The sequence below is a fragment of the Streptomyces lavendulae subsp. lavendulae genome, from assembly GCF_002803845.1.
Taxonomy (GTDB): domain Bacteria; phylum Actinomycetota; class Actinomycetes; order Streptomycetales; family Streptomycetaceae; genus Streptomyces; species Streptomyces lavendulae.
Genome location: NZ_CP024985.1, coordinates 1,389,610 through 1,408,624 on the forward strand (window position 1 = coordinate 1,389,610; position 19,015 = coordinate 1,408,624).

At 73.7% G+C, this 19,015-nt stretch carries 15 protein-coding genes and 1 pseudogene; 7 read left to right on the forward strand and 9 right to left on the reverse strand.

Going from position 1 to position 19,015, the window contains the following annotated elements; genetic code table 11:
* Positions 1–37 precede the first annotated feature (37 nt).
* Positions 38–538 (reverse strand): hypothetical protein, encoded by a 501-nt coding sequence (locus tag SLAV_RS06230; protein WP_030224194.1) that lies wholly within the window; start codon positions 536–538, stop codon positions 38–40.
* Between the two features lie 353 nt (positions 539–891).
* On the opposite strand from SLAV_RS06230, the gene SLAV_RS06235 reads away from it, so the two are divergent.
* On the forward strand, positions 892–1,557 hold the full coding sequence (locus tag SLAV_RS06235; protein WP_030224195.1) for a class F sortase: 666 nt from the start codon (positions 892–894) through the stop codon (positions 1,555–1,557).
* A 120-nt stretch (positions 1,558–1,677) separates the two neighbouring features.
* Here the strand turns inward: SLAV_RS06235 and SLAV_RS06240 are convergent, their stop codons facing one another.
* Complete coding sequence (locus SLAV_RS06240; protein ID WP_030224198.1) at positions 1,678–2,562, reverse strand: polysaccharide deacetylase family protein; 885 nt, start codon at positions 2,560–2,562, stop codon at positions 1,678–1,680.
* A 91-nt stretch (positions 2,563–2,653) separates the two neighbouring features.
* The gene (gene lysX, locus SLAV_RS06245; RefSeq protein WP_030224200.1) at positions 2,654–5,956 is read right to left on the reverse strand and encodes a bifunctional lysylphosphatidylglycerol synthetase/lysine--tRNA ligase LysX; all 3,303 of its coding nucleotides are present in this window, start codon (positions 5,954–5,956) and stop codon (positions 2,654–2,656) included.
* 60 nt (positions 5,957–6,016) lie between these two features.
* Here lysX and SLAV_RS06250 point away from each other — a divergent pair, with 60 nt between their 5' ends.
* A complete protein-coding gene (locus SLAV_RS06250; protein ID WP_030224203.1) occupies positions 6,017–6,478 on the forward strand; it encodes a universal stress protein in 462 nt (153 codons plus the stop codon).
* A gap of 136 nt (positions 6,479–6,614) precedes the next feature.
* On the opposite strand, the gene SLAV_RS06260 is transcribed toward SLAV_RS06250, so the two are convergent.
* Positions 6,615–7,829: a CapA family protein gene (locus tag SLAV_RS06260; protein ID WP_030224205.1), complete on the reverse strand. Its 1,215-nt coding sequence runs from the start codon at positions 7,827–7,829 to the stop codon at positions 6,615–6,617.
* Positions 7,830–8,095: 266 nt separating this feature from the next.
* Here SLAV_RS06260 and SLAV_RS06265 point away from each other — a divergent pair, with 266 nt between their 5' ends.
* From SLAV_RS06265 to SLAV_RS06280, 4 genes and pseudogenes are all read left to right on the forward strand, one after another.
* Positions 8,096–8,629 carry a sigma-70 family RNA polymerase sigma factor gene (locus SLAV_RS06265; RefSeq protein ID WP_030224207.1) on the forward strand — a complete coding sequence of 178 codons (534 nt, stop codon included), beginning with the start codon at positions 8,096–8,098 and terminating at the stop codon, positions 8,627–8,629.
* Between the two features lie 256 nt (positions 8,630–8,885).
* Entirely contained in the window at positions 8,886–9,350 is a 465-nt protein-coding gene (locus SLAV_RS06270; RefSeq protein ID WP_051840050.1) for a hypothetical protein, read from the forward strand.
* Between the two features lie 79 nt (positions 9,351–9,429).
* A complete protein-coding gene (locus SLAV_RS06275; protein ID WP_234333328.1) occupies positions 9,430–10,854 on the forward strand; it encodes a hypothetical protein in 1,425 nt (474 codons plus the stop codon).
* Positions 10,855–10,936: 82 nt separating this feature from the next.
* Positions 10,937–11,560: pseudogene (locus tag SLAV_RS06280) on the forward strand (helix-turn-helix domain-containing protein); the annotation flags it as partial.
* A gap of 19 nt (positions 11,561–11,579) precedes the next feature.
* Here SLAV_RS06280 and SLAV_RS06285 read toward each other — a convergent pair.
* The 5 genes from SLAV_RS06285 to SLAV_RS06305 form a co-directional block, all read right to left on the reverse strand.
* A complete protein-coding gene (locus SLAV_RS06285; protein ID WP_234333329.1) occupies positions 11,580–12,647 on the reverse strand; it encodes a pentapeptide repeat-containing protein in 1,068 nt (355 codons plus the stop codon).
* A 153-nt stretch (positions 12,648–12,800) separates the two neighbouring features.
* Positions 12,801–13,196 carry a hypothetical protein gene (locus SLAV_RS06290; protein ID WP_030224217.1) on the reverse strand — a complete coding sequence of 132 codons (396 nt, stop codon included), beginning with the start codon at positions 13,194–13,196 and terminating at the stop codon, positions 12,801–12,803.
* A 27-nt stretch (positions 13,197–13,223) separates the two neighbouring features.
* Complete coding sequence (locus tag SLAV_RS06295; protein ID WP_030224220.1) at positions 13,224–14,084, reverse strand: Fpg/Nei family DNA glycosylase; 861 nt, start codon at positions 14,082–14,084, stop codon at positions 13,224–13,226.
* A gap of 98 nt (positions 14,085–14,182) precedes the next feature.
* The gene (locus tag SLAV_RS06300; protein WP_030224223.1) at positions 14,183–16,243 is read right to left on the reverse strand and encodes a SpoIIE family protein phosphatase; all 2,061 of its coding nucleotides are present in this window, start codon (positions 16,241–16,243) and stop codon (positions 14,183–14,185) included.
* Between the two features lie 7 nt (positions 16,244–16,250).
* On the reverse strand, positions 16,251–17,954 hold the full coding sequence (locus tag SLAV_RS06305) for a DUF6777 domain-containing protein (RefSeq protein ID WP_051840052.1): 1,704 nt from the start codon (positions 17,952–17,954) through the stop codon (positions 16,251–16,253).
* A gap of 151 nt (positions 17,955–18,105) precedes the next feature.
* On the opposite strand from SLAV_RS06305, the gene SLAV_RS06310 reads away from it, so the two are divergent.
* A complete protein-coding gene (locus SLAV_RS06310; RefSeq protein ID WP_037686021.1) occupies positions 18,106–19,008 on the forward strand; it encodes a YndJ family protein in 903 nt (300 codons plus the stop codon).
* Positions 19,009–19,015: the final 7 nt, after the last annotated feature.

The following is a 19,015-nucleotide window of genomic DNA, read 5'->3' on the forward strand; positions in this document are numbered from 1 at the left end:
ACCCGGGGCGACCGGCGGTCGACCGGCCGGGCCGACGTCAGGCCCGCGAGCCGACCGGGCGGCGGCGCCGGATCACGTGCACGCCCGCGCCGAGCGCCGCGACTCCGACGAGGCCGGCGCCGATGGCCGTCTCGGCGGTGGACGGGCCGAAGGAGCCGCCGATGCCGCCCTGGGCCCCGTTGCCCTCCAGGATCGTGAAGCGGTGGGTGGCGACCAGGCTGTTGTCGTGGCACTTGACCGAGAGGGTGTGGTGTCCGGGCGAGGCGTGGTTGAAGATCCGGACGGTCGCGAAGCCGATGGAGCCGGCCGACAGGTTGGTCTGCGGAAAGTTGCCGTGCGACCAGACCGTACCGCCGTGGCCGCAGCCGGCCGCACTGACCTGCATCGAGGCGCCCTGGTGCACGGAGTACGGGTTGACCGTCACGTTGCTGGGCCCGTTCCCGCTACCCTGCGGGGGGTTCGCGGCGGCGAACGTGGCACTGAGCCCGATCGCGGCGCAGGCGGCCGCGGTCACGGTGAGAGCGCGGAAAGCACGCATGGTGGAACCTCCAACGGGAAGCGCCCCGGGAGCGGTGGCCCGGGCAGATCGACGAGAACGCCTCCCATCACGAACCCTCGGGGCGGCACGCAACCAGCGCATTTCCGCCTTTGGGCCGCCCGGTTGAGCGACACGCCGATGCGCGGTCCGATCATCTGACGGATCCGCAGGTCACGAGCCGTCAGGCATTTATGTGACGATTACCTGGATGGGCGCACCCCTTACGGCCGCACCACCCGTTCGCCCTTCCCCGATCGCCGTCTCGCCGACGCGGCCTTAACGTGCGGGAAGAAGGGCGTACCGGGGAGGGACTGGAACGCGGGTCGGGACCCCCGCGTCGGGAAGGGAGAGCCATGACCGAGGACGAGAGCGAGCAGAGACCGAGAAGACGCTCCCCCTGGGGCGTACTCGCGCTGGTCATGCTCAGCGGCCTCGCCATGATGCGGAACGGCGCGAACGTCGAGGACGGACCGCCGCAGCCGACGGCGGCGGCGGCCGTCGCGGTGCACGCCGACCAGCTGCCGGCGCGTCCGCCGACACCGCCGTCGGACATGGAGGTGCTGGAGCACTCGTCGGTGCAGCGCATCCGGATTCCCACGATCAACGTGGACGCGCCGGTGATGACGGTCGGCCTGGACGCGCAGGGCTGGATCGACGCCCCGCCGCCGCAGGACCGCAACCTGGCGGGCTGGTACCTCAACGGCATCTCGCCGGGCCAGCAGGGCTCCGCCGTGATCGTGGGCCACGTGGACAACGCGCAGGGACCGGCGGTCTTCTACGGCCTGGGCTCGCTCAAGCCGGGCCACCGCATCGAGGTGGAGCGCTACGACGGCCGCACGGCCGTGTTCGAGGTGTACGGGGTCGAGGTGTTCGCCAAGGACGCCTTCCCCGGCGCCCGCGTGTACGGGGACACCGGGCACCCGGAGCTCCGGGTGATCACCTGCGGTGGCGGCTACTCGAAGGCCAAGGGCTACGACGGCAACGTGGTCGTCTTCGCCCGCATGGTGGAGGCCCGCTGAGGAATCGTTCCTCCGACCCCTCTGCCCCCTCCGCCCCTTGCGCCCCGCCCCGGTCCGCCGCTCCGGCGGACCGGGGCGGCGGACCGTGACCGCGGGGGACGCCGGCGCCGGCGCGGCCGCTCAGCGGGACGGCAGCGTCGGCAGCGTCATGCGGTAGCCCCGGGCGAGGAGTTGGGGCAGGTACGTCGCGAGGGCCTGGACGCTCTGCGAGCGGTCGCCGCCGGCGTCGTGGTTGAGCACGATCGCCCCGGGCGCGGCGCCGTCCAGCGCGCGGGAGACGATGGCCCCGGTACCGGGCTCCTTCCAGTCGAGGGTGTCCACGGTCCAGGCCATGGGCTCCATCCCCAGGTCGGCGCCGATCTCGAAGGCGGCCCGGTTCCAGGCCCCGTACGGTGCCCGGAACCACACCGGCGGCTCCCCCACGCAGCTCTGGACCACCTCGCTCGTACGCCCGATCTCCGACTCCAGGGCGCCGCGGCCCAGCGAGGGGATCAGCGGGTGCGTCCAGGTGTGGTTGCCGATGACGTGCCCCTCGGAGGCCATCCGGCGCAGCAGGTCGCGGTTGTCGGTGGCCATCTCCCCGCACACGAAGAACATCGCACGGACCCCGTGGCGGGAGAGGGTGTCGAGGATGGCCGGGGTGTAGCGGGGGTCCGGGCCGTCGTCGAAGGTGAGGACCATCGCCCTGCCGGACCGCTCCTGCTCGGGCAGTTCCAGGATGGGCCGGGTCCGGACGGCGGGCTTCGCCGCGGGCGGCCGGACGGGGGACTCGGCGGTCATCGGCCGCAGGCGGTAGGACTTCTCGGGGAGGCCCGCGCCCAGTCCGCGCGGGCCTGCGGCGCCCACCGCGCCGGGGCCCGCGGCCGGGGCGGGACCGGCGGGGGAGCGCGGCGCGGGGGTATCGGTCTCGCCGCCCGTGAGCATCGCGGAGGCGGTGGCGACTCCGAGGAAGACGGCGGCGCGCAGGAGCACGCGTCGCCCTACTGTCGGCTCGTCATTTTTCATTATTACTACGTATCAACGACATCGCCGAAGAAGTCGAGAGGCGCGGACGCGCCCCGCCCCCCTCACCCGCTCGGACCAGCCGCCCCGCCGGTCAGCTCCGGCGCACCAAGGGGAACGGCAGCGTCTCGCGGATCGTCAGACCCGTGAGGAACATGACCAGCCGGTCGACGCCGATGCCCAGGCCGCCGGTAGGCGGCATCGCGTACTCCAGGGCGTCGAGGAAGTCCTCGTCGAGCTCCATCGCCTCCGGGTCGCCCCCCGCCGCGAGCAGGGACTGGGCGGTCAGGCGGCGGCGCTGCTCGACCGGGTCGGTCAGTTCCGAGTAGGCGGTGCCCAGTTCGGTGCCGAAGGCCACCAGGTCCCAGCGTTCCGCCAGCCGCGGGTCCCTGCGGTGCTGGCGGGTGAGCGGGGAGACGTCGGTCGGGAAGTCCTTGTAGAAGGTGGGGAGTTTCGTGCGCTCCTCCACGAGCCGCTCGTACATCTCCAGGACCACGTCGCCCCGGGTGTCCTCCGGCCCGTGCGGGACTCCGGCGCGGTCGCACAGCCGGCGCAGGACCGGCTCCTCGGTGTCGGCGTCGACCTCCTCCCCGAGGGCCTCGCTGATCGCCCCGTACATGGTCTTGACCGGCCAGGTGCCGGAGATGTCGTGGACGACGAGCTTGCCGTCCGCGTCGGCCTTGTGGGCGATCGGCGAGCCGAAGGCGGCGGTGGCGGCGCCCTGGATGAGTTCGCGGGTGAGGTCGAGCATCACGTCGTAGTCGGCGAAGGCCTGGTAGGCCTCCAGCATCGTGAACTCCGGGTTGTGCTTGTAGGAGACCCCCTCGTTGCGGAAGGTACGGCCCATCTCGAAGACCTTCTCCATGCCGCCGACGCACAGCCGTTTGAGGTACAGCTCGGGCGCGATGCGCAGGTACAGGTCCAGGTCGTAGGCGTTGATGTGGGTGCGGAAGGGCCGGGCGTTGGCCCCGCCGTGGATCTGCTGGAGCATCGGGGTCTCGACCTCCAGGTAGCCCCGGTCCAGCAGCCCCTGGCGCAGGGCCTGCACGGCGCTGGAGCGGGCGCGCACCACGTCCCGCGCGCCGGGGCTGGCGACCAGGTCGAGGTAGCGCCGCCGGACCCGGGCCTCCGGGTCCGCCAGGCCCTTGCGCTTGTCGGGGAGCGGGCGCAGGCACTTGCCGGTGAGCTGCCAGGAGGCGACCACCACGGAGAGTTCGCCGCCGCGGCTGGCGCCGACCTCGCCGCTGGCTACCACGTGGTCGCCGAAGTCGGCCTGGGAGGTGAAGGACTCCAGGACCTCGGGCCCGCTCTCGTCCCGGGTGAACATCAGCTGGGTGTCGCCGGTCCAGTCGCGCAGGACGGCGAAGACCACCCCGCCGAGGTCGCGCACCACCATCACCCGTCCGGCCAGGGTCACCTGTTCGCCGGTGCGGGTTCCGGCCGGGTAGCCGGGGTGGGCGGCCTTGAGCGCGGCGACGGTGTGGGTCCGCTGCCGGATGCCGACGGGGTACGGGTCGGTGCCCGCGGCCCGGATCCGGTCGAGCTTGGCGTGGCGGACCCGCACCTGGTCGGGCAGCCGGTCCTCGCGGGCCGCCTCACCCTCCTCCCCTACGAGGTCCAGGCCCAGGGAGTCGATGGAGGGCAGCCCGGCGGTGTTGGCGGGGGCGGTGAGGCCCTTGGGGTGGCCGTTGCCCCACAGGGTGCGCAGGCTCGGCACGGAGACGAAGCCCTCGGCGATGCCGGAGGCGAGGCTGACCCGGGCGAGCGAGCCGGCGTCCTGGTAGCAGAGGAAGCGGGGGAACCACTCGGGCCCGTACTTCACGTTGGAGCGGTACAGGGCCTCCAGCTGCCACCAGCGGGAGAAGAAGAGCAGCAGCTTGCGCCACATCTTCAGGACGGGGCCGGCGCCGATCCGGCCGCCCTCCTCGAAGGCGGAGCGGAACACGGCGAAGTTGAGCGAGATCCGCCGCACGCCCAGGCCGGGGGCGGCGGCGCACAGTTCGGCGACCATGAACTCCATCACCCCGTTGGGGGCGGCGCGGTCGCGGCGCATCAGGTCGAGGGAGATGCCGTCCCTGCCCCAGGGGACGAAGGACAGCAGGGCGATCAGCTCCCCCTCGGCGTCGAAGGCCTCCACGAGCAGGCAGTCGCCGTCGGCGCGGTCGCCGAGCCGGTCCAGGGCCATGGAGAAGCCGCGTTCGGTCTCGGTGTCGCGCCATTTGTCGGCGCTGTCCACGATCATCTGCATCTCGTCCTCGGAGAGGGCCGAGTGGCGGCGGATGACCGTGGTGGCCCCGGTGCGCCGGACCCGGTTGACGGCCTGCCGGGTGACCCGCATGTCCCGGCCGTCGAGGTCGAAGTGGGCGACGTGCAGGATCGCCTCGTCGCCGAGCTGGAGGGCGCTCAGACCGGAGCGGGCGTACGCGGTCGCGCCGCCCTCGGAGGCGCCCATGACGGCGGGCTGCCAGCCGTAGCGGCGGGCCACCCCCAGCCAGGCGTCGATGGCGGGGGTCCAGGCGGCGGGATCGCCGACCGGGTCGCCGCTGGCGAGGCAGACACCGGCCTCGACGCGGTAGGTGACGGCGGCCTTCCCGTTCGGGGCGAAGACGACGGCCTTGTCGCGCCGGGTGGCGAAGTAGCCGAGGGAGTCGGCCCGCCCGTACGCGCCGAGCAGGGCGCGGATGCGCGGCTCCTCGTCCCCGTGCAGGGCCGCCGTCAGCCGCTGGGAGCGGAAGAGGGTGGCGGCGGCGTTCAGCAGGGCGAGGGCGCCGAAGAGGCCGAGGAGGAAGTACAGCGGGCGGGGCGGGTGCCCCTCGAACTGTCGGGCGGAGAAGAGGCCGCCGAAGACCTGCTTGGCGGCCCAGTCCAGCCACTGCCCCTTGGGCAGGGTGCCGGGGAAGAGGGCGACCAGGCCCCAGCCGAGGAGCACGGCGGCGAGCATCCCGAGGCCCAGCACCAGCATCGCCCGCCAGACGGCGCCGGGGCGGGAGGCGGCGTAGAACTCCTTGCGGGAGGCGATCAGGATCACGAAGGCCGCGACGGCGAGGGCCATCGAGGTGCCGCCGATCCACAGTTCCCCGTCCGCGATGATCAGTACGTCGACGAGGACCAGCAGGGCCAGATAGGTGACGACGATCCACCAGGCGATCTTCTTGCGCATGCCGAGGGCGGCGGCCAGGAGGAAGAGGAAGACGGCGTACGCGAGGTTCGCGCTGACCGGCACCACGAAGTCGTCGAGGAAGTCGACCACGGCCCGCAGCAGCCTGCGCAGCGTCGGGGAGAGCGACAGCAGCGCGCAGAGCAGCCCGAGCGTTCCGAAGAACGCCCCGAAGGCGTCCGGGACGCGGTTCAGGAAGCGGTTGCGGGTCCCCCGCGTCTCCTCCAGCGTGGCACTCATGCTTGGCACTGTAGGGAGCCGTACGCCGCTCCGCGCGCCGAACCCCATAACCTCGGGAGGGTGACAGAGCATGTGAACACGGGTTTCGAGCGCGGTACGGACGGTCCGAAGGTGATCCTCGCCGGGATCGACGGATCGGAGTCCTCGCTCCGGGCAGCGGCCTACGCGGCGGGGCTGGCCCGGCGGCAGAACGCGCTGCTGGCGCTGGTCTACGTCCAGCCGGTGATGGCCGCCGGGGCCTCGCTCGGGGCGCCGGTGGGAGAGGCGACCGGGGAGATCGCGGAGGGGCTCATCGCCGAGGTCCGCGCCTCCGCGGAGCGCCTCAAGGGGATCTTCGAGGTCCGCTGGCAGTTCCACACCTTCCGCGGCGACCCGTACCAGGGGCTTGTCAGCGCCGCCGGGGAACTGAAGGCGGACGCGGTGGTGGTCGGCGCGTCGGAACGGGCCGGGCACCGCATCGTCGGCTCGGTGGCGGTCCGGCTGGTAAAGGCGGGACGGTGGCCGGTCACGGTGGTGCCGTGAGCCGCCGGCGCGCCGGCGGTACGGACGCGCCGGGCGGTGCGGGCGGTGGCGGCGGTGCGGGCGCGCCGGGCGGTGGCGGCGGTGCGGGCGCGCCGGCCGTGGCGACGGTACGGGCGGACGGCGCGGGTCCGGTGCCTCAGCGGGCGCGCGTGAGGCCGTCCTTGGCCGCGCCCCGGCTCAGGACGGCCTCGGTGACGGCCTCCTGCGCGGTCTCGTACTCGCTCTGTCCGGGCTCCTCGGCCAGGGCGGCCGGGAGGTTGACGATCCGCCCGGTGGAGAGGTCCATCATCTGGGGGATGAACTCCGCCTTGGTGACCTGCCAGCGCCCGCCGGGCGCGGTGGGCGGGGCGAAGGTGAAACGGCCGATGGAGCCGTAGTTGCCGCGCATGTCGCGCGCGCCGGAGTGGTTGAACATCTCCCCCGCGACCTGGTCGCCCATCCCGTAGACGATCCAGCCGCCCCCGACCTTCTCGTAGGCCTGCGGGATGTGGGCGTGCGTGCCCAGGATCATGTCCACGTCGGGACGGCCGCCGGTCCGCGAGGCGGTCAGGGTCTTGCCGAGCGACAGCTGCGTCTCGTCCGGTTCGGTCTGCCATTCCGTGCCCCAGTGCAGGCTGACCAGCACCACGTCGGCGCCCGCCTTCCGGGCGAGCCGCGCGTCGGCGATGATCTTGTCCGGCTCCATCAGGTTGACCGCCCACGGCTGTCCGTCGGGCATCGGGTAGCCGTTGGTGTCGTACGTGTACGCGAGGTGCGCGACCTTGGCGGAGCCCGCGGTGTAGAAGGTGGTCCGGGCCGCCTCCGCCGCCGTGCGCGCGGAGCCCGCGTGGCCGAGGCCGACCTTGTCGAAGCGGTCCAGGGTGCGCTTCAGCCCGTCGGCGCCGTCGTCGAGGGTGTGGTTCGAGGCGGTGGAGCAGCCGTCGTAGCCGGCGTCCTTGAGGGCGTCGGCCACGGCGGGAGGGGAGACGAAGGCGGGGTAGCCGCTGAAGGGGCCGGCGTCCTCGCCGTAGGTGGTCTCCATGTGGCACAGGGCCAGGTCGGCCGCCGAGACCACCGGTTTGACTCCGGAGAACATGGGCCGGAAGTCGTACCCGTCGCCGCCCGCGTCGGCCGCCGCGCGCTGGATGATCGAGGTGTGCGGCAGCACGTCGCCGCTCGCGACCAGGGTGAAGCCCTTGGGGGTGCCGGGGGCGGCCGGGGCGGTGGGCCCGGTGCTGCCCTGCGGGGCTCCGGCGGGCCGGGAGCCGAGACGTGCAGGGGCCGGTTCGCTGCCGGTGGAGCAGCCGGCCGCCGCCGCGGACAGGAGGAGGGCCGACAACAGGGCCAGGGCCCGCCGGGTGCCTTTGGTCATCTATCCCAGCCTTCATTTGTAGGACTGTCGGATAATCCGAAATCCATAAGAGAAGACTGATCAAGTCAAGGATCGGTGCCGTCCGGCGACGCGTTCTCACCCCGACGGCCCAGGGCCGTTCGCCGTGCCGTTCGACCGTTCGTCGCCCGCCACGGCCGCCCACCGGACGACCCGGGTGCTTGGGCGCAACGGCGGCGCAGGACGGTTCCCGGGCGGCTCCCCGCAGGTCAGGGTGAAGGCAACCCAGCGACCGGAAGGAGCCACTCGTGCCGCCCACCCCCACACTCCAGCGCACGGAACCCGAGGCGCTCGCCGAACTCCAGCGCGAACACGGGCGGGCCCTGTTCGGTTTCCTGCTCGGCCTGACGGCCGGAGACGCACAGCGGGCCGAAGACCTCGTCCAGGAGACCCTCGTACGGGTCTGGCAGCACCCGGAGGTGCTCCGCACCGGGCACGAGTCCATGCGGCCCTGGCTGTTCACCGTCGCGCGCCGGCTCGCGATCGACGCCCGCCGGGCCCGGCTGTCCCGGCCGCAGGAGGTCGACCCCGACGGACTGGAGCAGGCGCCCGCGCCCGAGGACGCGGTGGCGGGCTCGGTCACCGCGATCGACGTCCGGCGGGCGGTCGGCAGCCTGGGGCAGGAGCACCGGGACGTACTGCTGCAGGTCTACTTCCGGGACCGCTCCGTGGCGGAAGCGGCAGCGGAGCTCGGCATTCCGGCCGGAACGGTCAAATCCCGTACGTACTATGCCCTGCGCGCCCTGCGGAAAGGGCTCCAGGGGTACGGACTGGGCGCCTGAACCGGCGGGCCCGGCACACCGGAACGCTTGAGCGCCGCCGGAGAAACACTCAGGGAACGCCCTCCGGGCACACGAACCGGACACGGACCGCATCGAAATCGGCACCAGTCCGTTCAAGTTGAGTAAACATCCCCCGCTCCGCGAGTCCGCCGGTGAAGGCTCGGGGGGACGACGGGACGCTCGACGCGCGGGAGAAGGTGGAACGGTGCAGCCCGAGGGTTTGAACGGCACCAGTGACGGCGGACTGGCAGTGCCCATGGCGTGGCTCTACGCGGAGTACATCGCCGACGAGCTGCTGCGCACGGGACGCCTGATCCCGGTGAGCACACTGGAGTTCCGGGCCGGACGGGACACGCTCGCGCTGACGATCTACCTCTCGGACGCGGCCGGTGAGCTCTCCGGGATCCGGGTGGTCTCACAGCTGGAGGAGTGGCTCTCGCTGACGGCGTACGGGCACCCGTGGCGCGACTGGGTCCACACCCGGTTCCTCGCGCTCGGGGAGGAGGCCCGGGAGCGCGGCCGCGGCGACGACCCCGACCTGGAGCTGGCCCGGGCGGCCTGGCGCTGGCTGGACCGCACCGAGCTGTTCGCCACGAACCTCGACCCGGGCCGTCTCGGCCACGGCGACACCGCGGCGGGCCTGGACGAGAACGCCCGCGTCTGGACCCCCGCCTGGCAGCTGGGCCTGCCCCTGGGGCACCTGGCGATGCACCTGTTCTGAGCCCGCCCCCGGGGCCCGGGGCCGGCCCGCGCCGGGCACCGGGACCGCCGGTGTCGGGGGCGGGTGCAACACTGCGACCGTGATCAACGAGACGGCCGCCGGCCACCCCGACGCCCCCACCGGCCTCCTGCCTCCGGCGGCGCGGGCCGAGCTCGCCCGCACCGCCTGGGCGGAGCTGCCGCACCGGTGCAGCGGCCGGCACGGCGTGCCCGACACACCGGACGTCCTCGCGGGGGTGCTCTCCGCCGACCCGGCCCACCGGGTGCGTGCGGTCGGGAACCTGTACCGGCTGCTCCTCGACCGGGACGGGCTGTTCCCGGCGACCGCCCCCGCCGCCCTGGTCCTCGCCGCCCTCCTCGACGATCCGCGCACCCTCGCCGAGGACCGCTGGGAACGCAGGCCGGGCCGTCGGCCGCTGCGCGCGGAACTGCTGAACTGGCTGGCCTCGTTCGCCGACATCGCCCGTCGGGGCGTCGAGGACGGCATCGACTCGGCCCGGGACCCGGCCGCCGCCCGTGCGGCACGGCCGGCGCTCCGGGCCCGCGTCGCGGTCTTCTGCGAGGACGACGATCCGCGGGTGCGCGAGGCCGCGCTCGCGGCCACCGCCCTCCTGCTCGCCGACCCCGCCCTCGCCCCTTCCGCGCCCCGGTACGCTCCCGCCGTCCGCGCCCTCCTGGCCACGAGCCCGGACTCGTACCACCGGTGGATCGCCCGGGAACGGCTGGCCGCCTGGGGCGAGGACGTCGCGGACCTCGTCGCCGCGGAGGAAGGGCGTCGCGCCGCCCTGGCCCGGGCGCAGGCGGAAGACCCGTTCGGGGAGGACCAGGAGCGGGCGGTCCGCTGGCTGGCCGAGCAGCGCGAGGACACCGCCGCCCTCGAACCGGCCGGCCTCGGGCACGGGGACCGTACGGTACCCGCGCCGCAGGACCCGCCCGGTCCGGCACCCGAACCCCCGGTGGCCGTCCCCGGGAGCATGGCCGGATACCGGGGCCCGTGGCGGCTCGCCCGGGCGGAGGAACGCGCCGAGTGGACGTTCACCCCGTACGTCGGGGTCGGCCCGCTGCACTTCGGGATGACCCTGGACGAGATCACCACCGCCCTCGGGGAACACCCGGCCGCCTCGTCCCACACCCATGACGGCACGCACCGGCGGCTCGAATCCGCCGACTTCACCACGAGCGGGATCAGGGCCCTCTTCCGGGACGACCGCCTGGGGTGCGTGGCCGTGAACGCGCTCGGCGGACCCCAGGTCAGACTGGACGGAGCCCCGCTGACGGGTTGCGCGCCCTCCCGGGTGGAGGACTGGCTGGTCCACCGCACGGAGCGGACCCGGCCCGGCAGCCTGAGGTACAGCCCCGCCGGCGATCCGGTCTTCGCCGGCCTCGGCCTGGCGATCCGGGGCCAGCGGGCCGGCGACCTCGTCCTGACCCGGCCGCTCTTCCTGCACCACGACTGGCTCGACCTGTGGCACGCGCTGCCCGCGGCCGAGTGGAACCACCCCTAGTGCTGTGACCGCGAACCTTCGCCGGGTTGCTCGTTGTGCTGGTTGGAAGTGACGGCGCTTCCAACCAGCATGGGGAAGCGGGATGGCGCAACCGGTCAGGGTTCGCAGGCTGACCGAGCAGAAGGGGCAGAAGGTCCAGAGGATCGTGCGGCGGGGCAGTACCAGCTCGGTGCGGTTTCGGCGGGCGATGATGCCGATGGCCTCGGCGGGCGGCAGCACGGTCCCGGTCATCGCGCGTCTGGTCCAGGCGGACGAGGACACAGGCCGCGACGTGATCCACCGCTTCAACGAGATCGGACTCGCATGCCTGAACCCTCAGTGGGCGGGAGGCCGTCCCCGCCTGCTCAGTCGTGACGATGAGGACTTCGTCGTCCAGACGGCCACCACCCGGCCGACCCAGGTCGGCAAGCCTTTCACGCGCTGGTCGATCCGCAAGCTCGCCGATCACCCACGGCGCAACATCGCCCGCCCGATCCGGATAGGCCGCGAGGCCCTGCGGTGCTTACCGGCCCGCCGGGGGATCTCCTTCCAGCGCACGAAAACCTGGAAGGAGTCCCCGGATATGGCCTTCGACGCCAAGCTGGAGCGAATCGAGTACGCGATCAACGAGCGGCCCGACCGCACGTTCGCCTTCGACGAACTCGGCCCGTTGGGCATCCGCCCGACAGCCGGTTCCTGCTGGGCCGAGGAAACCCGTCCCGACCGTGACTACCTCGATTGAAGCATCAGGCCGAATGCAGGGGTGGGACGTTCCTCGCGAGCGCGGCGGCTTGCAGCAGGATGCTCGGCTCGGCGCCGGGGTCCTCGACCATGACGACGCCGGCCGCCTGGATGTCGAAGCCTGCCGGCCAGATGGTGACGTCGCTTGCCAGTGCGCCCTCCAGCTTCGCCCCTGTCAGGTCGGCACTGGTGAGGTCGGTTCCTCGGAGGTCAGCCAGTCTCAGATCCGCGCCGGTGAACTTGGCGCCATGGCCCCGCGCCTTGCGCAGATTCGCCTCCCGCAGGTCGGCCCCCGAGAAGTCAGCCTCGCGGAGGTCGGCCCTGACCATGCGAGCGCCGCGCAGGTCGGCTTCGATGCAGCGGCTCTGGTGGAGAATCGACGTCCCGAGCTCCACGTGTCGCATGTTGGCCGCGATCAGCGATGCCCTGGTCAGGTTGACCTGGTAGATGCTCGCCGCTTCCAGGCAGGCGCCGTCGAAGTTGATGTGGTGCAGCCACAGTCCGTCGCAGTCGGCCCGACGCAGGTCGGTATAGCTGACGTTGAGCCAGTCGGGCTGGCGTTCCTGGCACAGGACTCCGAGGCCGGTGAGCGCCACCTGGGCATCCGGGGCACGGGTCTCCAGCGGAGGCACGGAGTTGATCGAGGCTTCCGCCGCTGGCGCGTCTTGCGCTTGCGGGGGCCATGGCAGGTGAGTCCGGAGGAACGCGGCCTTGATCGAGATGACCGCCTCCCGGTCGTGAGCCGAATGGTCCGCGATCCGCCACAGCGCGTAGAGGCCGCCGATCCGCACGTCCGTCTTCTCGCTGCCGAGCTGGTCGACCGCCCGGCCGAAGCGGTCGGTGATGTGTCCCTCCCGGGTGGCGTTCAGCCCTTCCTGGTTGACCCTCAACTGCCGCCAGGTGGCGTACGCGCCGAAGAGGACGACAGCGCCACCGACCGCCTGCACGAGCGTCGTGCGTACGTTGTTCACAGCTGTGAGCCGTTCAGCGGCCGAGATCCCGGCCCCGCCGAGATCGCGCTCGACCACCAGCCCTGGTAGCACGACGACCACTACGGCCAGCGCGGCGAGCACGGCCAGCCCCGCCGCCACCACGAAGAGGGCGGAACCGACCCGACGCCGCCGAGAGCCGCCCGGCAGGCGCCGCCTATGAGTAGATCCCCCCGCATCCATGCCCACATGATCCCAGGGCGGCCCGGAAGCCGGGGTACCTTTCCGGTCAGAGCACTAGGCCGTCGGCGGGGGTTCCGCCGGATCGGTGATCAGGCCGGTGAAGGCGGCCTCGTTGCGCTCCGCCCGGGCCACGTACCAGCGGGCGATCAGCCACATCACCGGGTACGCCACCACGCCGAGCGCGACCCAGACCACCGGGCCCGCGACCGCCCGGGACAGCAGGAAGCCCAGCGGCAGCAGCCCGAGGAGCAGGGCCAGCAGGGCCAGGGCCACCACTGCGGCCCGGAGCTGGCTGCGCATCAGGGCCCTTACGTAGGTGGCGCCCAGGGTGGTCTGCTCGGAGATCTCCGAGCGCGCCGGGGTGTGCGCCGGAGGCCTGCGGCGCGCGCCCCGGGGAACCCCCGTGACGATCTCGCGCCGGGGCTGCGGGCGCTGCTGGTCCTGGGCCATGGTGCCGGAGTCTACGCAGCGGGCGGGCTACTTGAGGAGACGCGAGAGCCTGCGGTCGGCGAGCGGCTTGCCGCCCGTCTGGCAGGTGGGGCAGTACTGGAGCGAGGAGTCGGCGAAGGACACCGAGCGGACGGTGTCCCCGCACACCGGGCACGGCTCCCCCGCCCGGCCGTGGACCTGCAGCCCGCTCTTCTTCTCGGCCTTGAGCTGCCCGGCGGCCACGCCGCGGGCCCGCTCCACGGCCGTGCGGAGCGTGTCCTCGACCGCCCGGTAGAGGTGGGTGACCTGGTCCTCGTCGAAGGAGGCGGCCAGTTTGAAGGGGGAGACGCGGGCCGTGTGCAGGATCTCGTCGCTGTAGGCGTTGCCGATGCCCGCGATGACGCTCTGGTCGCGCAGCACGCCCTTGATCTGCCGGCGCTCCCCCGCCAGGAGCGCCGCGAAGGCGTCCCGGTCGAAGCCCTCCGCGAGCGGGTCGGGGCCGAGCCGGGCGATGCCGGGGACCTCCCGGGGGTCGCGCACGACGTACACGGCGAGGCGCTTCTGGGTGCCCGCCTCGGTGAGGTCGAAGCCGCCGCCCTCCTCCAGTTCGACGCGGAGCGCGAGCGGCCCCTTGCCGGGACCGGGCGGCCGGGCCGGAAAGGTGTCGTGCCAGCGCAGCCAGCCGGCTCGGGCCAGGTGGGTGACCAGGTGGAGGTCGCCGACGCCGAGGTCGAGGAACTTGCCGTACCGGGCGACGGGTCCGGCCCGCCCGCCTTCGAGGGCCGTGAGCGGGGGATCGTAGGTCTTGAGCACGCTGACGGCCAGCGGGAGGACGCGTCGCACCACCCGCCCGGTGAGGCGTTCTTCGAGGAAGCCCCGCAGGGCCTCGACCTCCGGCAGTTCGGGCATCCTCCCAGCCTGCCCCGGCGCACGGCCGAGCGCGAACCGACGGCCCGCGGCCGGGACCGGAGGCCGCAGCCGGGCCCGGGGCCGGGCCCGGGGCCGGGTCAGTCCATGACGAACTCGCACCAGACGCACTTGCCGCTGCCGCGCGGCTCCACTCCCCAGACGTCCGCCAGCCGGTCGACCAGCATCAGCCCCCGCCCCGAGACGCCCGAGTCCCCGGCCTCGCGGCGGCGCGGGAGGGCACTGGAGCGGTCCTCCACCTCCACCCGCAGCCGTCGCTGGGTGCCCGTCAGGACGCGCAGGGTCACGATCGCGGGGCCGTCCGTGTGCATCAGGGCGTTCACGATCAGTTCGTCCGCGACGAGTTCGATCTCGTCGGCCCGGCCCCGCGCGCCCCACGCCCGCACGGCCGCGCCGATCATGTGCCGGGCGGCGACGAGCGCCTCGGGGTCCCCGGGGGCCACGTGCTGCTGGAGCCGGCCGCCGCCCTGGGGGACGTCGTCGCCCCGCCGGCGGAGCAGGATCAGGGCCATGTCGTCGTCGCCCCGGTCGTCGACGACCTCGCACAGCCGGTCGGCGAGCAGCTGGAGGTCGCCCGGACCGCCGCGGACCAGGTCGGCGAGGAAGCGGATGCCGTCGTCCAGGTCGGCGCCGGGCTGCTCCACCAGTCCGTCGGTGCACATCAGGAGCGTCTCCCCCGGATCCAGTTCCACCGTGGCGACCGGGTACTCCAGGCGGCCGAACTCGGCGGACAGCCCGAGCGGCATCCCGCCCTCCACGGGCAGCCGGCGGCAGTCGCCGTCCCGGGTGCGCAGCAGCGGGTCGATGTGGCCGGCGCGCACGATCTGCAGGACCCCGGTGGTCAGGTCGGCTTCCGCGTAGGTGCAGGTGGCGAAGCGGTCGGTGTCGAGTTCGTGGAGGAAGACCGAGGCGCGGGCCATCACGGTGGCCGGGGAGTGCCCTTCGGCGGCGTAGGCGCGCAGCACGATGCGCAGTTGTCCCATCACGGCCGCAGCGTGCGTGTCGTGCCCCTGGACGTCGCCTATGACGGCGCCGACGCGTCCTCCCGGCAGCGGGATGACGTCGTACCAGTCCCCGCCGATGTCCTGGCCCATCCGGGCGGACCGGTAACGGACGGCGATCTGCGCTCCGGGTACGGAGGGGATCCGGCGGGGCAGCATGGCCTGCTGGAGGCCTTCCGCGAGGTCGTGCTCCTGTTCGAGCAGCATCGCGCGCTGGAGGCTCTGCGCGATGCTGCTGCCGAGTGCCACCAGGAGGTTGCGTTCGTCCTGGGTGAAGCCGTCCTTGTCCTGGTAGAGGAGGCCGATCGCGCCGATGGGCCGGGCCTGGGCGATGAGCGGCAGGTAGGCGGCGGCCGAGATGTCCATCGAGGAGATCCGCGCCCAGAGGCCGGGGTAGCCCTCTGCGAACTCCTGCGCCGAGTCGAGGAAGCGCGGCTGGAGCGAGCGCACGACCTCGCTCATCGGGTACTGCTCGTCGATGCGCGTGTAGCGGGTTCCCGGTACGAAGCTGCCGGGCGGCCCTTCGGCCACCAGGTGGATCCGGCCCGCCTCGACGAGGCCCATGACCATGCCCATGGAGCCGAGCCGTTCCAGGCCGTGGGCGTCGCCGAGGGCGTCGATGACGTCCTTGACGGTGCGGGCGTGCGCGAGGGCGGCGGTGGTGCTCTCGACCACGGAGGTCTGGCGGCGGCGTTCGTCGTCGAGGCCGAGGCGCTCGGCCGAGTGGCTGAGCTCCTCGGTCGCGTCGCGGACGATGCCGATGATCCGGTACGGGCGCCCCGCGTCGTCGCGCATGACGCGCCCCTGGGTGTGCGTCCAGCGGAGCCGGCCGTCGTGGCAGCGGATGCGGAAGTAGGCGCCGTAGCTGTCGAGCCCGCCCTTGAGAGCGCTGGAGACGAGGGCGTCGAGGCGGGCGCTCTCGGCGGGCGGGACGCGGGGGCCCAGTGACTCGGGCCGCCCGTCGTACGCGTCGGGGGTGGTGTCGAAGACGTCGAGGGCGGCCGCGTCCAGGTGCATGAGCCCGGTGACCAGGTCCCAGTCGAAACTGCCCATCCGGTTCAGTGAGAGCGACCGGTCCGGGTGTGCGGGCCAGTCCTCCGGTGGAGATGCGGTGCTCGACACCGGTCCACCATGACACAGGGGCCGGTCAGGCGCTCTCCAGATCGGGGGCGGAGCCGGTGGGCGCCTGCTGCTGGTCCGGGAACCCGAAGGGGTCGGCCGGCCCGGCCGGGTCGTGCGTCTGCGGGTCGTCCGGGGAGAGGGGCGCCAACGGGTCGGCCTGGGGCTGGGCGGGCTGGGCGGGCAGGTCCTGGAAGGGGTCCGGCGGGAGGGCGCCTCCGCCGGGCCGGTCGGCGGGCACGTCGGCGGGTACCTCGGCCGGGGGCTTCTGCGGGGTGGCGGGCGTGTTCGGGGCGCTGTCGGCGCCCCGGCCGGGGACGCACGGGGCCGCGGAGGGGGCGGAGGGGGCGAAGGGGTCCGCCGGGTCCCCCGGGGCGGCGGGCAGTCCGGGGGGCCCGGCGGGCGGACCGAGGGGCGGGGCCGTCTCGTCGACCGGTCCGGCGGGCAGGTCCAGGGGAGGCGCCGTCTCCGCAAGCGGGGGCGCCGTCTCGTCCAGGGGCGCCGTTTCCTTCAGGGGAGGCGCCGTCTCGTTCAGCGGGGGTGCCGTCTCGTCCAGGGGCCCGGCCGACGGGCCGAGGAGGGGTGCGGCGGCGTTCGGAGGCCCGGCCGGCAGGTCGAGCGGGGGTGCGGTCTCCGCCAGCGGGGGCGCGGTCTCCGCCAGCGGGGGTGCCGTCTCGGCGAGGGGCCCGGTGAGCGGGGCGGCCGGCTCCCCGGGAGGACCTGCGGCCGGGCCGCCCGGGAGGTCGGACGGATTCCCGGAGGGCGGCGGTCCGGAAGGGGTGCCGGGCGGGGGCGCCGACGGCGGGGTGGACGGGGCCTTCGGCGGGGTGGTCCGGGCCAGGCTGTTCGGGTCCGGACCGGCGCAGGGGTCGGAGGGCGAGGGCGGGGTCGCGGGACCGTTCGGGATGCCCTCGGCCGGGTCGTAGGGGGGCAGCACCCGGGGGACCTTGTCCTGGGCACCGTCGTCGCCCGACTTGCGTTCGATCCAGGTGTTGTCGGCGATGTTCACGATCACCAGGCTGTTGATCGCCTGGGCGGTGGGTTCGATGACGATGACCTGGTTGGCGTGGTAGCCGTTCCACTGGTCGCCCTTGAGCAGCGGGCTCCCCTTCGCCCCGAGCGGTGCGGCCAGCGGGTTCCCGCAGGCGCAGCGGACCCGGGGCATGCCGTGGTCGTCGACGAGGACGGCCGTCCCGGCCTGGAGGACGGCCTGGTAGCCGTCGGCCCGGCCGTCGCGGAAGGAGTGGTTGGTGATCCGGGTGTCCGCGCGCAGGACCACCGGGGTGAGTCCGCGCAGGAACTCGGGGATCTTCTCCCGCTCGACGCCGGCGACCTCGGCGAAGGCCCGGGACTTGGCGTCGTCCGCGGTCAGGAGGGTGACCTGGCGTTCGACGTCGCAGCTGCCGAGCCGGTTCGTCCCGCCGTACAGGCCGGGGGTGGCGGCGCCGACCGTACGGATGCCACGGCCGCTCGCGTTGGGCAGCGGCGGCTGGACGGGCGCCGACTCGGCGGTGGCCGACGAAGGGGTGAAGGGGTCGGCGCCGGGGGTGCCGACGGGCTGGAGGGCGAGCTCCATCCGGTCGGCGGCGGCGCCCTTGGTCTGTTCGGGGGCCGAACCCGAGCAGCCGGCGGCGAGGAGGCCGACGACCGCCAAGAGGGCCGCGCAGGCCGGTACGTGACGGCGCGGCGCCTGACGGGGTGTCGGTGCGGGCACGTCATTCACGTCGTTCACGCTGCTCTCCCTTTTCGCCCCGGTTGCTCCTCTCTTGTCTGCCGCATCTCGCCCACCACCGCAACCGGAGCACCCGTCAGGTCGTATTGAACATGTTCAACGAATCCCGTAGGGTCGCGACTGCGGATTGAACGCGTTCAAAGGAGGGGTCGTGACCGTGCTCGTGAACCTGATCGTCGCCCTGGGGGCGGTCTGCGCCGTCCCCCTGGGCCTGCGCCTGATCGACCCCGTCGGACTGCGCCGCGCGGCCCGGCTCTGGCCCCTCGCGGCCGTGCCGGGGGCGCTGTGCCTCTGGCTCCCGCGCGGGCCGGCGGCCACCGCGCTCGCCCTGCTCTACGCGGCCGCCGCCCTGGCCCTGGCGGCCACGGCCGGGGCCCGGCTGCGGCAGGGGCTCGCCGGGACCCGGCCCGGGGGGAGGCGGCTGCCGGACCCGGCCGGGGCGGCCGTGCTCACCGCCCTGGTCTCGCCCTCGGTCGCCGCCACCGCCCTGGTCGCGGAGCGGGCCGGTTACCCGCTCTTCGGCTTCGACCTGGACGTCCTGGCGCTGACCGTCCCGCACTTCCACTTCGCCGGGTTCACCGCCGCCCTGGTCGCCGGTCTGGTGTGCCGCTCGTCGGGGACGCGGCCGGCGCGCTGGGCCGCGTACAGCGTCCCGGCGGGGACCCTGCTGGTGCTGCTCGGATATTTCGTCGACGACTGGGCCGAACTGCTGGGCGCGGTGGTGCTGACGACGGGGATGTGGGCGGTGGCCCTGGTGACCTGGCGGGACCTGCGGCCCGCCGCGCGGGACCGGACCACCGCGGCGCTGCTGGGCGTGTCGGCGGCGGTGCTGGTGGCCGCCATGCTGCTCGCCCTGTGGTGGGCGGCGGGCGAGGCCACCGGGATCGTCCACCCCACCCTGACCTGGATGGCCGCCACCCACGGGCTGGGCAACGCGCTCGGGTTCGCCCTGTGCTCACTGCTGGCGTGGCGCCGGCTGACCGCCCCGCCCGTCCCGTCCTCTTCTTCCGCCCCGCCCGTCGCCCCCGCCCCGGCGCCCGCACCCCGCCCCTGAAGCCCGA

Coding starts and splice junctions, on each gene's coding strand:
- SLAV_RS06230 (WP_030224194.1), bottom strand. CDS start 538: ATGCGTGCTTTCCGCGCTCTCACCGTGACCGCGGCCGCCTGCGCCGCG.
- SLAV_RS06235 (WP_030224195.1), top strand. CDS start 892: ATGACCGAGGACGAGAGCGAGCAGAGACCGAGAAGACGCTCCCCCTGG.
- SLAV_RS06240 (WP_030224198.1), bottom strand. CDS start 2,562: ATGAAAAATGACGAGCCGACAGTAGGGCGACGCGTGCTCCTGCGCGCC.
- lysX (WP_030224200.1), bottom strand. CDS start 5,956: ATGAGTGCCACGCTGGAGGAGACGCGGGGGACCCGCAACCGCTTCCTG.
- SLAV_RS06260 (WP_030224205.1), bottom strand. CDS start 7,829: ATGACCAAAGGCACCCGGCGGGCCCTGGCCCTGTTGTCGGCCCTCCTC.
- SLAV_RS06270 (WP_051840050.1), top strand. CDS start 8,886: ATGGCGTGGCTCTACGCGGAGTACATCGCCGACGAGCTGCTGCGCACG.
- SLAV_RS06290 (WP_030224217.1), bottom strand. CDS start 13,196: ATGGCCCAGGACCAGCAGCGCCCGCAGCCCCGGCGCGAGATCGTCACG.
- SLAV_RS06295 (WP_030224220.1), bottom strand. CDS start 14,084: ATGCCCGAACTGCCGGAGGTCGAGGCCCTGCGGGGCTTCCTCGAAGAA.